This window comes from Campylobacter sp. RM16189 (genome assembly GCF_012978815.1).
GTDB lineage: Bacteria > Campylobacterota > Campylobacteria > Campylobacterales > Campylobacteraceae > Campylobacter_A.
Window position 1 is genome coordinate 1 of the sequence record NZ_LIWR01000013.1, and the last position, 15249, is coordinate 15249.

15 protein-coding genes are annotated in these 15249 nt (G+C 37.7%); 6 read left to right on the forward strand and 9 right to left on the reverse strand.

Translation table 11 applies throughout. From position 1 onward, the window contains the following. Positions 1-77 precede the first annotated feature (77 nt). Positions 78-776 carry a metallophosphoesterase gene (locus CDOM16189_RS07670; RefSeq protein WP_170000924.1) on the forward strand — a complete coding sequence of 233 codons (699 nt, stop codon included), beginning with the start codon at positions 78-80 and terminating at the stop codon, positions 774-776. On the opposite strand, the gene CDOM16189_RS07675 is transcribed toward CDOM16189_RS07670, so the two are convergent. From CDOM16189_RS07675 to CDOM16189_RS07700, 6 genes are all read right to left on the reverse strand, one after another. Then, positions 773-952 carry a hypothetical protein gene (locus CDOM16189_RS07675; RefSeq protein WP_170000925.1) on the reverse strand — a complete coding sequence of 60 codons (180 nt, stop codon included), beginning with the start codon at positions 950-952 and terminating at the stop codon, positions 773-775. The two genes, CDOM16189_RS07670 and CDOM16189_RS07675, sit on opposite strands and share 4 nt — an antisense overlap. 93 nt (positions 953-1045) lie before the next feature. Beyond that, positions 1046-2965, reverse strand: a complete 1920-nt coding sequence (locus CDOM16189_RS07680; protein WP_170000926.1) for a hypothetical protein — start codon at positions 2963-2965, stop codon at positions 1046-1048. Position 2966: 1 nt separating this feature from the next. Beyond that, complete coding sequence (locus CDOM16189_RS07685) at positions 2967-3182, reverse strand: helix-turn-helix domain-containing protein (protein WP_170000927.1); 216 nt, start codon at positions 3180-3182, stop codon at positions 2967-2969. Positions 3183-3390: 208 nt separating this feature from the next. Further along, the gene (locus CDOM16189_RS07690; RefSeq protein WP_170000928.1) at positions 3391-4083 is read right to left on the reverse strand and encodes a hypothetical protein; all 693 of its coding nucleotides are present in this window, start codon (positions 4081-4083) and stop codon (positions 3391-3393) included. 251 nt (positions 4084-4334) lie between these two features. Further along, the gene (locus CDOM16189_RS07695; protein WP_170000929.1) at positions 4335-5219 is read right to left on the reverse strand and encodes an RAD55 family ATPase; all 885 of its coding nucleotides are present in this window, start codon (positions 5217-5219) and stop codon (positions 4335-4337) included. Further along, complete coding sequence (locus tag CDOM16189_RS07700; protein ID WP_170000930.1) at positions 5216-5383, reverse strand: hypothetical protein; 168 nt, start codon at positions 5381-5383, stop codon at positions 5216-5218. The genes CDOM16189_RS07695 and CDOM16189_RS07700 overlap by 4 nt, the downstream gene beginning before the upstream one ends. A gap of 763 nt (positions 5384-6146) precedes the next feature. Between CDOM16189_RS07700 and CDOM16189_RS07705 the strand changes: the two genes are divergently transcribed. Continuing rightward, positions 6147-6761 carry a hypothetical protein gene (locus CDOM16189_RS07705; protein ID WP_170000931.1) on the forward strand — a complete coding sequence of 205 codons (615 nt, stop codon included), beginning with the start codon at positions 6147-6149 and terminating at the stop codon, positions 6759-6761. 25 nt (positions 6762-6786) lie between these two features. On the opposite strand, the gene CDOM16189_RS07710 is transcribed toward CDOM16189_RS07705, so the two are convergent. From CDOM16189_RS07710 to CDOM16189_RS07720, 3 genes are read right to left on the reverse strand one after another with little or no spacing between them, the layout of a single operon-like run. Beyond that, positions 6787-7563, reverse strand: a complete 777-nt coding sequence (locus CDOM16189_RS07710) for a hypothetical protein (RefSeq protein WP_170000932.1) — start codon at positions 7561-7563, stop codon at positions 6787-6789. 12 nt (positions 7564-7575) lie between these two features. Continuing rightward, on the reverse strand, positions 7576-9867 hold the full coding sequence (locus CDOM16189_RS07715) for a hypothetical protein (RefSeq protein WP_170000933.1): 2292 nt from the start codon (positions 9865-9867) through the stop codon (positions 7576-7578). A gap of 47 nt (positions 9868-9914) precedes the next feature. Beyond that, entirely contained in the window at positions 9915-10280 is a 366-nt protein-coding gene (locus CDOM16189_RS07720; RefSeq protein ID WP_170000934.1) for a plasmid mobilization protein, read from the reverse strand. Between the two features lie 799 nt (positions 10281-11079). On the opposite strand from CDOM16189_RS07720, the gene CDOM16189_RS07725 reads away from it, so the two are divergent. Genes CDOM16189_RS07725 through CDOM16189_RS07740 form a run of 4 tightly spaced genes read left to right on the forward strand, consistent with a single transcriptional unit; the run spans position 11080 to position 14295 of the window. Then, positions 11080-11763: a hypothetical protein gene (locus tag CDOM16189_RS07725; protein WP_170000935.1), complete on the forward strand. Its 684-nt coding sequence runs from the start codon at positions 11080-11082 to the stop codon at positions 11761-11763. Between the two features lie 2 nt (positions 11764-11765). Continuing rightward, positions 11766-12578, forward strand: a complete 813-nt coding sequence (locus CDOM16189_RS07730; protein WP_170000936.1) for a nucleotide-binding protein — start codon at positions 11766-11768, stop codon at positions 12576-12578. 33 nt (positions 12579-12611) lie between these two features. Beyond that, the gene (locus tag CDOM16189_RS07735; RefSeq protein WP_170000937.1) at positions 12612-13472 is read left to right on the forward strand and encodes a hypothetical protein; all 861 of its coding nucleotides are present in this window, start codon (positions 12612-12614) and stop codon (positions 13470-13472) included. Positions 13473-13515: 43 nt separating this feature from the next. Further along, positions 13516-14295 (forward strand): hypothetical protein, encoded by a 780-nt coding sequence (locus CDOM16189_RS07740; protein WP_170000938.1) that lies wholly within the window; start codon positions 13516-13518, stop codon positions 14293-14295. Positions 14296-15249: the final 954 nt, after the last annotated feature.

A 15249-nucleotide genomic window follows, 5' to 3' on the forward strand; every position in this document is an offset into this window, starting at 1 on the left:
GGCGGATAAGAAACTAAGTGCTAATGACACAATAGCTAATAGAGAGATAAAGATAAGAGATATCTTGGAGGCAAATAATGAGCGATAAACTAAAAATAGAGTATATCGATGAGGATAGATATAAAAGAATATTTGTATTTGGAGATCTACACGGCTCACTTCATCTTTTTGATGAGATGATAAAAAAGATATCATTAAGCAAGGATGATTTAGTAATCATTCTTGGAGATAGCTGTGATAGAGGCAAGGACTCAATAGGGCTATATATAAGATATACCGAGATGATAAAAGAAGGATATAGTATAAAGCATATAATGGGAAATCATGAATATATGTTTTTAAACCACTATCTTTTACGAGGAAGTATTACTATACAGTGGGGAAATAACGGAGGATATGAGACTGTTAAATCAATAGAAGATAGAAATTTAACTATCAAAGATCTAAAATGGTTAATAAGCTACATAAAAACAATGCCCCATATGATAAGCTCAAAGAGCTATCTATTTGTACATGCCGGATATGATTGTGAAATAGATGAAAAAGAGCAAGACCCTGAATGTCTGATGTGGGATCGAAGTAATTTTTGGTACGCAAACAATACCGGCAAAGAGATATACTACGGGCATACCCCAAGCAGGGATAATAAGATAAAAGTAAGAGAGAATGGCTGCTACGGTATGGATGTGGGGGCTGTGTTTTTCGATAATTTATCGATAATGGAGGTAAAGAGTAAGGAGGTAATAGATTTGGGGAGGGAGGTAAGAGAGCGTTAAACTTTTTCTGACTCTAGCTCGCTCCTAATTTTTTCGCAAAGGTCTCGGTGCTGGGCTAGGTACCATGAGATGAACTTCCGTATTTCTTTGCTAGCATCACTATTATTTTCTTTCGTGATTATTCTAAAAAGCTCCCAATCTTCATCATCATTTATAACAAATGTTACTTTTTTCATTGTTTAAATTTACCTTTTTCTGCTAATTATAGCAAAAAAAGGTAAATTTTCCATATTTTTGCAATATTTTTTCCATATTTTTTCAATACTTTTCTACGCAATAGCCATATCTGGATGACTTTCTTCACGTGTGATCGTTCTAGGTTCTGGGATAGGCTGGAGAGTAAGTTCGTTTTCAATTTTCATTCCCATTCTTCCCTCTAGCTCTGCCCTTGTGAATCCTATTTTCTCAAAACTATATGAAAAATACTCTTTCGCGTTGAGTGGGCTTTCTACTCGTAGTTCCTCTGTATCAGGCGAAAACCAAATTTTCACAATCCCAAAATCGGCCCTCAAAGCTTTTTCTAGGTCTGCGTAGCTCGTAGCTCCACATTCTAGGGCTGTTTCGATGACCTGATTCACCGCCTCGTAGTTCCGTATGAAGAGTGCATCACGATTTACGTACGAGGCTAGACGTGTGTCATATGCGATTTTTCGGGCGAGGGAGTCAAGGTTTTTTTCTTGATAATAGTCTCTCAAAAATCGAAAACAATTCATATAGCCGATTTCTCCATCTCTGCCAAAAATCGTGAAAAGATTCTCGTCTCGCTTTGAAAAAATGACCTCTGGGCTGTTTGCGTTTCTGCGGGCTCTAAGGGCTTCTTGATTGTGATGGGTCGTGTCCTCTGCCTGCATGAGGGTTCTTATTAGCATTTCGGTGGTGGTAAATCTGTTGATGTACTCGAAATTCACAAAAAATATGCAATCATGTGGGCGATTCTTCAAGATTTCTTCCGCGAGTCTGAGCGTGTATATGTCGCTCCGATCCGGTGCTTTTCCCTCTCTTTTCGCTTTTTCGACCGCTATTTGCGAGGGTCTTGAAATTTCCGCAAATCTCTCTCGTTTTTTCTCCGTGAGGGCGGCTTGATAGCGCTCTTTCTCGAGGTGCTTTCTAGTTTTTTCATTCTCGTGTGCCTCGATGGCGATTTCTTGGGCTTTTCTTATGAATTCGGCGGATAGAAATTCACCCTGAGAAAAGGTTGGTACCGCATCCGGTAGGCTCTGGGCGTAGGCTCTAGCTGAGTCGTTTAGGGCTGAGGGATCGATGTGTTTTTGAATTCTGAGGGTTTCTGCGATATAGCTCTGAATTTTTCGGTAGATCTCTATATCATGCTTTTCGATGGCTTTTTCTGTCGAGACTATGATTCTATACCGGTCGACTGCTCTCACTGACCCATCTTTCATCTTTTTTTCTCGCTGGTGGCTTTGTGACGGGATGAATACCGCTGCGATATTCATCCGCTCAAATTCTAGCTTCGCCTGTGAGAGCGGTAGTTCTGGTGTGTCATCGGCATGGTCATTGTCCACATCGAATATCATCACATTCCCGAAGCTCACTATGTCTTTCTGGCTACGATGATTTTTCGCTACATATATCTCTCCGTTCGCTTTTTTCGCTTCTCCATCCTGAAAATGCGATACGGACGAATAGCATCCGTTTTTCGCCATATTTGCGAGGCTCCATATATTTGAAAACGTGCTTTTCGACCATCCGTATGATCGTACTATCTTTTTTTCCGCCTTTTTCACAATGCCGATCTCTACGGGATCGCATGAGAGGTCTAGATCCTTGATTTTTCTCTCGACTAGATCTAGAATCACGATATTTCTGACTACGTTTTCCGCCTCACGCTCCGAATAGAAATATCGTCTCATCAGGTAGGCATGTGGTTTCGGGTAGAATTCTCCTTTCTTTCCCTCTTCTGCGGGCTTGAGTGCGACTGAAGCCCTTAGATCTCTATAAAAAAAAGCATTTCCTCGTTTTTCCTGAAATTCTTCGTTCCATTTCGCTCCCGATAGCTCTATTCCCGCGGTGTACTCGTCGAATCTGCGGCATGAAAAGTATTCTCGAGAGATACATTCGAAAATATCGAGCTTCTCTACCTCTGCTCGGGCTTCATCGATGATTCTGTTGAGAGTGGCGATTTTTTGAGCGATGTTTTGGGAGCGGGTTGGTTCGTTCATATATCCCATCTTATGCTTCCTCCACTTTTTGTAGGTTTTTCTCAAGATATTTTTTGATTTCGGACTCGGGGTAGTATACTCTTGATCCGATTTTCACATATCCGATTCGGCGTTTCATAGCCATTCTCATTTTTCCCTGAGTAGATTGAGAAATATGATACTTTTTCTCAAATTCCTCCGGTGTTAGAAAACCCTCAATATGCTTACTTTTTCTCTTTATAGTCATATTTGCCTCCATATTTGTTACTTTTCCTCCATCCTATCCTCTTTTTCTCTTAGAGTCAAGATTTAATTAAGCTAAGGTTAAGTGAAAAGATTGTAAAATAAAAGTTTATATCTCTAAAAAGCCCTAAAATAGGGCATTCTCTGCATATTGAATTTTTTTAAATTTTTGTGATTTTTTAAAAAAGTGTGTAGATTTGTAACAAGTGAGGCTAATAAATAGACTCGGGGTTTGTGGTTTTTTGACAAACTACGTTCTTTTTCGCATCTATTTTCATACTTCCCTCTAAGTAGCGCGTGATATAGACCTTTTTCTCGGGCTTTCCATCCTCTTGTGTTGGCGATCTAGTGTATTTGAGAGTATGGTTGGCATAGTCTTTCTCCCTGATTCCCTCTTTTCTGCATACTTCGATTCCGAATAGATTTCCTTTTTCTCGTAGTTCATGAACTACGAGCCTCATATATTTCTGTCTGATCTGTTCTCCACCATCGATCCCTAGCTCTCCGAATAGAGTGCTGAGGCGATACTCTATCGGGCGGCTGCTCGTGAGTATATGTCTCACGATAGCCTGCGTTTGTGCGTGCTCTAGTGAAAGAATATCAGCTAGAAAATGCTGATAGCCTATGGTATAGGTACTCTCGAGAAAAGTCATATATTCTCTCGTGAAATAGATCTTGTAGTCCGTTCTCTTTTCTCCACTATTTCTCTGTTCGTCTAGCATATTTATGAGTTTGAGCGATATCGTCCTATTTTTTTGTTTATTTCTGATTTTTATGATCGCTGCATTTAAATCCCAAATTTTCTCATCGATGAAAGCGTGGTTCTTGTGTGTTTTGTAGCCTAGCTTTTTCTGAATCGTAGTAGTGTTTATGATCTTCACAGGGTAGTTTGTCTCCGCTTCCATGAGGGTTTCCCCTTCATGGATAATAATGTCTAGTATGTTCCTGTGAAGCTGTGTTAACTCTCTCTCGCATACGAATATCTGCCATTTCTCTCCATCGTCATAGACAAGCTTTCCTTTGCTTCCTCTCACTATCTTTTCTTTCTCACGCTCGTAGGGCGTGAAAAATGAAAATTTCGTCTCAAAAATAGATGTGGGCGTAGCATATATCTTTTGCGCCGATTCTTGCGTGAGTTTTTTGATTTTTTCCATTCTCATCTCCCCGGATATCTAGGTGCTTTTTTCATATTTGAAAACCACGTAGACGGGTCATCCTCATCATCTACTATAGAAACATCAAATTTTGGCTCATCCATATTTTCTGTAGTAGGTGTTTTTTTATTTTTTTTTGTCTTTGTGGCTTTCTTTGGCATTTCCCCGTCTTTGATCTCGAAAAATAGAGTATCGCTATTGAGGGCTACGTCATATTTTGCTTTTTTTCCATTTTGTTTATTTTTTGCTATTTCTATTGTGTGTTTCCCATCCTCTACCTCGAAATCCAAAATCAAGTTCGCATAATGATTTGCACGTTGGGATCCATAGATACTTGCCTCTTTTTTTTCTACCGAGTTTTTCGATTTTTGGGTGATGAGAAAGACGATACTTTTGGTTTTTTTCGCAAAATCCGATAGCGTCAAAAACAATTCTTTGATCTTTTGCATTTCGCCCTCAATACTTGTGGCAGCTGTGAGCGACATAGTAGAATCTATTCCAAATATGGATATGTCTTTTTCCTGATGAAGTTTTTCCATTTCTTCCACGATATGAAACCCATCAGAAAACTCTTCACTTGTGAATATCTCTATTTTTTCTATCTCTTTTTTTGAAACGATGCCCGCCTCTATCCTCTTTTCCATATGATCGATCAGCTCAAAATCTGAAAACTCTAAGGCAAAGTAAGCACTTCTCTTTCCCTGAGCCAGAAACGAAAGCAGTATCTGCTCCAGAAAAAGGGTCTTTCCGCTTTCCTCTCTACCGAGGAGGGCTACGAGTGAGCCGTTTCTAAAACCTCCGCCAAGTGTCTCATCGAGGTACTGAATTCCGCAAGGCGTTACCTCTACTTTTCTTTTTGTCCTTTTTTTGATCTCGCTATATATCATTTCTTTTTCTCCTCTCTCTTTTTTTCATAGTGTTCTATATACCGATCAATGAGTTTTCTGAGCTCTTTTGTCGGATCGCTTCGATTTTCGGCCGAAATTTCACAAAATTTTTGCCAAATTAGGGGTTCCATCGTCAAATTTACCCGTTTTATGTATTTTTTCATCAAAAACCTCTTTTTATACACAAATTTTATGTATAATTATACCATATTTTTATAAAAAAGCAACCATTTTTGATGAAATTTTACTTTTTTGAAAAAGATTTTATACTTAATTAATACCACTTTTATACTTAATTAATACCTTTTGGCAAAATTTAGAGCAAAAATATACCTAATTAATACCTTTTTTACAAAAATATATCTAATTAATACCATTTTTGGCGAAAGTGAATATATATATAAATAACTATTAGTTATTTATTACGATCTTGTTGCTCGAGTTTCGATTCAAATTTTCGGATGGCATCACATGTCTACAGAAATAGAATTCGACTTCTGTAGACTCTAGAAGTCGAACCCATGTCTGATGTATCGGATGTCGAACTCACATCTATGCTATCGGAATTTATGAGATCTACTTTTTTGAAAAAAAAACAAAACTTACAAGAGTGGTCTTTTTTTTCTCTCTCACACAAAACTGGAGGGATATACACTATTACTCCTCTCTACCAACTTCATTCAGATATCCAAAAAATAGGTCACGTCTCTGATACTCAAAAGCAGAATCAGTGGGGTATTTGTATATCCATCTCTCTCACACAAAAAAACAATATAATAAAGATAAAAGACCACTCTTTTAAAATTGGATAGATTCTAGAGCTGGATTTTTTTGAGGAGGTGGATAGGATGGAGTCAAAGGCTAAAAGAGAAAGGGTGTAGTCAGTAGGTATAGTAGGTATAGTAGGTATAGTAGGTATAGTAGGTATTGTTAGATGCTGCCGAAAATCAGATATTTACAGATCCCGCAGCCAAAAAGGCACAGCAACTTTATCATAATAAGCTAAAAACAGCCGAATGGACAAGCAAGGTTACTTCGGGAGTACCTGTCATAGACAAAGATGGGAATCCGCTTCCAATAAACGAACAGATAAAGGGGTTTGTTGCAATTGGACAAAATGTAACGGCAGATATGAATCTATTGGAAATGATTGGCATGGTGGCTTTAATGTCAGGAACACATAAGTTTTCACATGATTTTTTAAAAAATACTGTGGATCAAATTGGAAATGTTTTTCCGGGAACAGATTTATTAAAAGCTGCTCAAATATTAGAGCTAGGGCTTGTGGGGCCGATGGATATTAACAAAGATGGTGTTTATGAGATAAGTCCGGAAGAGATAACATCAATGATAAAAGAACAAGCCAAAGGTGCTCCGTTATTAACCGATGTCTGGAATTCTATTATCGGCTCTCCACAAAAAGTCACAAATCTGTTTGGATATGAAAATGAAAATCCTGACACAAACTCAAACGATACAAATATCAAACTTTCAGGCGTACTAACCAATAATACCGATGATGGAGTTGCTGGCGGCATTTAAATGAGATTTTGAGAAAAAAGAGGATCTATTTCCTCTTTTTGCCTCTCTTATTTTGAAAAAGTGGGTCGTTTTCTATCTCTTTTTTGATTCTATTCTCGTATTCGTAGTATTTTTCGGTTTTAGGTATCTTTCCTTGCTTCATCAAAAGTAAGGTTAAGTCGAAATCTTTGTCTACATTGGTTAGCCAGATAAATTCTTTTACGTTGTCGGTAACTGCTTTAAAATTAAACAAGAAGTGATATACAAAGAGTGCCATATCTGCTAGAGCGCGGGGGCTATCTTCTAGCCAATAGTAGTCTCCACACGAATTGAAATTTAGCTCTTCCGCTTTTTCCACTATCGCCTCATAAATCTCTTTTAGATCGTATTTGCCCTCTCTACGTATCTTTTCCTCATCTAAAACTAGCTTCACTCCTCGTTTGGCATCGTATTTAGGCTCTTCTACTTCGTTTTGTTTTCGAATATACTCGTAGTACTTCTCCGTCTTAGGGATTTTTCCTTGCTTCATTAAAAGCAATGTCAGATCGAAGTCCGGATCATAGCTAGTCATCCATACAAATTCTTTTACGTAGTCGGTAACGGCTTTAATATTAAATAAAAAACGATATACAAATCTACCCATGTTTACGAGGGCATCGGGGTGATCGTTAATCCAAAATTTCGTTTCATCGATAGATATATTCTCAAACTCTAGCTCTTCTGCTTTTTTTCTGATGACCTCTTTTAGTTCGTCTAGGTCATATATATCATCTCTTATTAGCCTTTCCTCATCTAAAACTAGCTTCACTCCTCGATATCCCATTGTATTTTCCTTCTAGCTCATCTGGAGGGGATTTAGCCCTCCGCTTTTGAGGATGATGCCTGATTTTGACTTTGGAGTCGCTGATTCTTCATATGATGTTTTCTTTCCATCTATTTGTATTTGTGCTTGCATTACTCCGTGCCTTATCATTTCCTCTGTGATTATCTGCCCTTCATTTTGGACTCTCGCTTTTTCATATGTAGATTTTTCGTGAATTTTGAGGGGGTCGTGATCGCTCTCTTCTATGTAGTTCGAAATTTCTAGGTGATCGGCAATAATGCCTGAAAACTCTTTGGAAAGCTCGTATTTTTCTGCCATTTGCCTTTCGATTTCACTACGACCCATGTCAAAAATGCTGCTAAATTCCGGTGCTCCTTGAGGCTTTGATGCTTTGTATTTTTTAAGTTCCTCCCTCAACATCATATACCCAAAATCAGGTTTCATTTCCATAGGTACTATGATCTTGAAATTTTGGCTTGAGGTGGGGGCAAAGATGGCTCTGAATTGATTTTTTCTGAAAATTTCATACGCTTCATCGATAGTGATGATGTTTGCATTTTTTTTCTTCTCCACTGAAAAAACTAGGAGGTTTCCGATATCTGTTATTGACATGAAATCTCGATATATTCCTCTTGTTCTGGCTCTTGAGTATCGATATTGTGATGTGAGTCGCAGTAAGGCATACATCGTTCTAGCCGTGATTACGTTTTGAGAATAGTTTTTACGTTTATTTTTGTAAACTTCAACAAATTCTACGGGCTGTGGCAATACATGAGAGTTTGAAAAGCTTATTTCGTTATTGTAAATTTTTTTCATCACTTCAAAAGCTTCAACTCCGCTTAAATTTAGCTGTTCTCTAAGAATATCGCGAGGTGACATCTTAGCGGGTGTTTGGCTGTTTTGTCGGTATCTATAGATGAATTGTTTATTGGCTGACTTTATTTCGTCTTGAGACGGTATCACAAGACGATCAAATAATAACTCTCCCTTTTTTTCCTCGATATATTTCACAAGTGTTTCAAGAGATAGATTGTTTGAAATTTTTAGGAAATCTCGGTTCATATCCTCTTGCTGTGCCTTTTCCGCTTCCTCAATTTCTTGGAGGTGGTAGTCCGCTTCATTTATAGGGCGTTGCTCTCTTATTTGTAGCTTTTTGAGCTCATCTTTCATGCTTTCATCGTCTTCGAGATATTTTAGTTCCTCTTGGCTTAGGTTTTGATAGAAGGTTAGGGGTTTTAGTTCGGGTTCTTCTTCTTGTTCCTTGGCTCCTACCTCAGATATCAGCTGCTTTAGTTTCTTGCTACGGCGTTTTTCTAGCCATTCGGTGCGTTTTTGTTTGAGATTTGTTAGGGCTTCTTCTAATTCCTCTAGGCTTAGATCACTTATTGTCTTTTCCCTTTGAAATTTAGGGCTTCTACTTATTTTTTCGTCGTCCGTAAGGGTTTCCTCAAAAAGCGTATCGATATGCTCGAATCCTCTACCTTTTATATTTAGATCCGCTCCATCACTGCCTCTTTGCCCTCTTTTTCCTCTATTTGGATTGATGATTTTTATGTATTTATTTTTTTTGGTTTGTATTATTTTATACTCTACTTCCTGTTCCTTTAGAAAAGCATATAGCTCATCTAGGCTTTGGATGTCCTTTAGTGCTTCTTGGTAGGCTTTGCGGGTTAGGGCTATCTTTTTTTGCATGGTGTTTTGCTTGCGATCTCGGCTATAATCTTTTGGGTTTTCAAAACCGTATTTCTTGTTGATGTACTGCTGGATGATGTCATTTCCTCCTATATTCCCCGTCCAGAGTAGGCTGATCTGCGAATCATCAAGATAGTTTCGTTTTGAGATTCCGATGTGAATGTGTTCATATCGATATTCATCGCGCTCTCCGATGATTTTTCCATCTTTTAGTATAGTTCGCTGTTTTTCATCGTTTTTGAAACGCTTTGGAGCATGAACTTCGGCAAAGGCTGTGATTTCATCGGGGGTGTGTCCTGAGGTATTGGTATCTATGATTATTTTGGCTATCTCTTGGAGGGTTTGATATTTCTTGTTTGGATCACTATTTAGCCTCATCATATCTTCTCTTGAAAAAGATACGGTTATAGAGAGGTAGTTTTTTTTCCAGCCCTTACGTTTTCGAAACTCATCATCATTTATGAGCCTTTCCTCTTTCTGGAACTCGTATATGTCGCCAATAAGGGGTATTACCTTATCCTTATCGTCTCTAGTTTCCTTATAGCCAGCTTTCTCTCCGCCGATCATATAGTCAGCCATGCCGATATCTCTTTGTACGTATCGTAATATCATATCTGCTCCCTATCTAAAACCATACTCAAATCCTATCCGTGTCTCGTCTATTTTCTATGTTTGCGAACATTGAAAGCATCAAGTGTTTTTTGTGTCATATAGGCTATGATTTTTAGGCTGTCTTTAATAGTGAAAATCTCTTGGTGTGGTACATCATCTTTTATGCGGCGGTAGTTGATATAGCGCGCTATCTGGTTTATGTTATTACCGATTTGCCTTAACTGGAAATTTAATTCCCTAATCTCTTTCTTGTCGACATAGATGACATCGCCCTCGGCTATGAGGCTGCGAGTATAGTCGGCTACGTTCATGTTCGCTATGTTCGCCTTTAGCAAAAGCGATTGATATTCGCTATCTGAAAGCCTTACATGAAGCACCTTACTTTTCCTATTATCTTTATTTATATTTTCCATTATAAAACCTCTCTCATTTCCACTCTAAAATCAATACTAAAGACCATTGTTTTGCTTATATTAAAGCATTGTTAAAAGTCATACCTAAGGACATTTCTATTTATATATAGTAAGCACTATTTAAAATCGTATTAAAAGACAATTAGTTTTTCATACTGAAATCACAATAGATGTCATATATCAAAACGCTATTAAGTTTGATAGTAAGGCTAGTAAATGCTTCTATTAAAAGCAACATTAAAAACCTTATCAAAAACTACTTCTAAGACTAATTATAGTCCGCTTGAAAAACACCATCACTCGCCGCTAGGGGAGCGATATTAAAACATATTGAAAATCTATCCATTTTCCATATAGAAATCATAGTAGATTTCATATATCTAAGCGCATATAAAATACTTGTTAAAGAACGCATAACTGCTAAGTTATGGTTAGCCTAAAAATCATATAGATTTTTCGCTATAAAAACATATAGAAAAACATACCTATATCCTATGCAATTGACACATTGGGTTTCTAAGGGGACACCCTTAGGCGCGCTTACAAATGTTTCGCACGTAGTGTGATACATTTGCTTGGCGTGCCTTACCATAGAAAATAGGCTATTTTTTCGATAATTTGGATCGTAGCATGAAAATAAAAATAAGTCAACTAATTTGGGTTGACTTCGTTTGAGAATCATGATAGGATCGTTTTCAGTTTTTGGGAAAAAATAAATGAGTTTATTTTTGATAAAAAATTAGTAAGAATTTTGCTTTTGACTATAATTAATATTGTATAAAAAAATAAGGAGGATTAAATGGCAAAAAAACAAGCTATAAAAAAGCTCCCGGCATACAAAAAAATAACGGAGGATGATCTTAAAATTCTTTACGCTATAAAAAAGCAGATGCTAAGGGATCGAGAAGAAAATATTTCGCCTCAACAAAAGATGCTAATTCAGGTAAGCGATTTCATCATAGATTCGAATAAGGATAAACTAACCGCTACGATGATCTCAAAAGCTCTCAGAGAGATAGGAGTTTCAATCGGAACTAGAAGCATAAAATCGTTTCTACTTTCGAGGGGGCAAGAACCGTATCGAAAAGTCAAAAATCAAGCTCAAAAAATAGCTAAAAATGAGGCAATAAAAGAGGTAATAAATGAGCCTCAAAAAGTAGAGATAAAAGAAGCTCAAATCGAGGATGAAAAAGAGGTCTCAAATGCGGATGTAAAAGAGGTAAAAAAAGATGATTCGGTGATCGGCGAGGATGAGATGAAAAAGCTAGAAGAAAAAATAAAGAATATAGAGAATGATGAGTCCATTTCTGCGGTGAAAAAGCATGAAAAAATAAATAACCTAAAAGATAGCTCTATCGCGGCTCTAAAAAATCAAGCAAAATACCCTCACGGCAGGTCAAAAGAAGAGTATGAAAAAAGTGTGACAATCGATCCGGAAATAGCGGCTGAAGGTCGCGCAAAGAAAAAAATCATAGGAGGTTAAAAATGGGGAACAAAAAATTCATAGTCATAAACACAAAAGGTGGCTGCGGTAAGAGTACTACGGCTATACAAATTCTCGCTCCGTATCTTTTTGAAAGGAATGGAAAAAAAGAAATAGAACTCGTGGAATTCGATTCGCAAAACATGAATGCTGCGACATATTCAAACTCGGAAATTTTCAAAGCTAAGTACGTTGATATCACAAGAGAGATCGATGGGTATCTATGCGATCTTCTGACATCGGAAAAAGATACTATTTTCGATATCGGTGGAAATAGAAGTGCTACCGATTTTCTAGAGAAACTCGGCTCGATGTCGAGTGTCTTTCTCGAGCTAGTAGATGCTTTCTTTGTGCCGCTCGGAATGGGCGAGCAGGATGCCCTCAACGCAAAGAAAACCGCCCAAAAAATAAGAGAGATCAAACCATCCACAAAAGTGATTTTCGTGCTGACCCAAAGTCTGCCGGAATACGATTTGGAACGTGCATATCGTTTCTTTTTCGATGGCGATGATATGAGAAAAACGCAATATCTGACCCTAGAACATAGACCGGTAGAGATAGATGACTCAAACGTCTACGGATGTACTGTGTACGAACTAGGAAAAACCGATATCACGCCCATAGAGGAAAAGATAAGAGAAGCCCTAAAAAATAGGGATCTAGCTAAGATGAATGAAAAAAATAAAGAGATCATAATCATCAAAGAGCAAAAACGTTTCTATGAAAATTCTATTCTACCGAATTTTCAAAAGATAGATGAGTTTTTGAGCGAGGGTAAGGCTCAAAAGGTAGAAAAGAAAGCGGAAAAGAAATAAGGTATAGTAAAAATAGGGGAGGTAGAGATGGAAATGCAAAATAAAGTCCAACAAGGGCAAGTAGGGCAAATAAAAGCTCAACAAGCTCAAAAAGAGCCTCAAAAGCCAAAAACGCTCTCGCAAGCGCTAAATTTGAGCGAAATCAAGACCTCCCGTGATGTCATCTCCGCTATGATGACCCTCACGCAATTCATTGATGAAATTCGTGAGGACATAAACGAAAAACATCTGATTTTTGCCGCAAAAAACGAAAAAAACTACAGAGAGATGGAACTCGTTTTGGAAGTTTTTCAAAAAATAGGCGGAACTATACAGGGAAAAGTAAGAATCGCAAACGATGAGGCTCAAAAGAATCTAATAGAAAAGATCACCAAAACCCATGCGGATCTACAAAAAGAGGTAGAGATAGCGGGGCTGGTAGCGATAGAAAAACTAAGAAATGAAACCGAAAAAGTCAAAGCTCACGATTCAAAACTAGAGCAAGCCCTAATCTCTGCGGAAAATCGGCTCATGAATACAATAGGGGCGATACAAAGCATCCAAAAAAATACTCTCAAAAATCTAAATTTTGGGTATATGCTGGGATCTCTGTCAGCAGGGGCGTTGGTGGGAATGCTTTTCACTATGGGAATTTTCATCTTTTCTGAAAAGGGAGATCGTATTTTGAGCGGTATCAAAGCCATACGTGCCGAAGGGAACGAACTTTTAGCCCTCTCCCAAAGAATCGATGAAAATCTGTTTTTCGAAAAGACTATGAGAAAATTCAATATAGAAATCATCCCTGTAGTAGTAGGAAAAACTCAAGAGGTAGCGTTGAAAATACCTGAAAAACATTTGCCTCTACGGGAGAATGTTTTGATTGACAAGGGCTATGGGATTATACCATTAAAATAATATTATTTTAATTATAAGTAATAACATAATAAAGGAATTCAAAATGAAAAATACTGAAAAACTTGACATCCGCGCGATAACGCCACAAACAGAGCTTCTAAACACTATCAATCTTAATAAAACCTTAAAAGTGGCTGAAAGTGCAATAAGTCTCGCAAATCAAAAGGGAGAGTCGGTCAATATGCCGCCATCGTGGATGGGCGGGATCAATACGAGAGTAGGACTGATTTTTCGCCCAAACTACGAGCCCTCTGCTGTGATCTGGCAGCTATCGGAAATGCTGAAAAGTGAGGGAAATGTCGTAGACATCGCGTATTTTGATGATCGTGGCCGTATCAAAAAATTCTTTTTTCATGGTGAAGCGGAGGATCGATTTTTTCTCGGAAATATCGTGGACTACTCTGAAGCTCGTGATAGTCTAGCTTCTTGTCGGACTGCGGAGCTCTATGGGGGTAGACGCATGTTTCATATCGATTTTTTGGATAGGACAGCTCATAGAAACTATGATATGAAGGGCTTGGCGGATGTGTATCATGAGAAATGTTTCGAATTTAATCATCGTAGTTTGAAAGATGAGATGAGAGGGTGTAGGAAAAAGGCTACTCATATCGAGATACTCAACTATACCGGACATAGGGCGAACTGGCATTACGAATATCCTATATTAGAGGGTGTGATTCGTGATTTTTGCCGAAGTTACGGGCTTTGTATGCTAGGCTATGGTGTGGGGGTGGAAGGGCATAGGTTGGGACAAGCGGTGGAGGTTTTCTATCCCGATGAGGAGTTTGAGGTGCTTGATTTGCGCGGGTTTGAGAAAAAATAGGGGGATGTGGGGTAAAGTATATCCCTCTCGCTCAGAGGAGAGGAGAAAGACCATTCGTAATGATATAAGAGGTTGATTTTTTAAAAAAGTCGGCTTGTAGAGAGAGCTGATATATATATTTTGCAAAAAAATAAATGAGTGAGAGGGTATTCTTACGGCATAAGAGGTGGTTTCTCACTCATTTATTTTTATAAAAGTAAGAGTTATAAAAAAACGAATAACTTACGCTAACAAAAAGCCCTCTTTCGAGGGCAAAATGTATTATGTTGTTTTATGGATTTTTCTCCCATCTGCAGAGAGAAAGCCCTAAGGGCTAACAAAAAAATTAAAAAAAACCGAGATTTTTTGAGAAACTTGAGCGTTTCAATGCCCTATGGGCTAACTGACACTCGGTTTTATGCCCTATGGGCTAACTGAATGCAAAATTTTTGCATTTTTTTAAAATATTTAAATGCTCTATGAGCTAACAAGGGAGGCTAACGGGATCTGTTTGTTAGCCTCTGGTTTTATGTCTACCTGTGTGATGTCTTACGACTCCAGTTCGCTGTACCATCTCCATCTTTCGAAGGAATAGTGGTACTATACCGGGAAAACCTGAATCTAAATTTAAAAAAAAGTGAATACTCTCTAGCCCTTGTCAAACGTGGATTAGAGAACATAGGGAGAGAGGCAAATTTTGAAAAAAATTGTAATCCTCTCTCAAAAAAATACAAAAAAATAAGGATAAAACCCAAAAAATTTAGTAAAAGGAGGTTTTGGGTATGAGAGAATTTTAGCAAAAATAGTATTGATAGCAAAATGAAAAATGATTAGAAAAAACTATTTATTTTTTATTTGCATATTTGGAATTTGTTTATCTTAATGATAGTATCATATCGTTATCATTAGTAATAAATCTTTAGGTTTAATTTAATTTTGCATATAACTTTTTAAAGGATTAATATGCATCCCGCC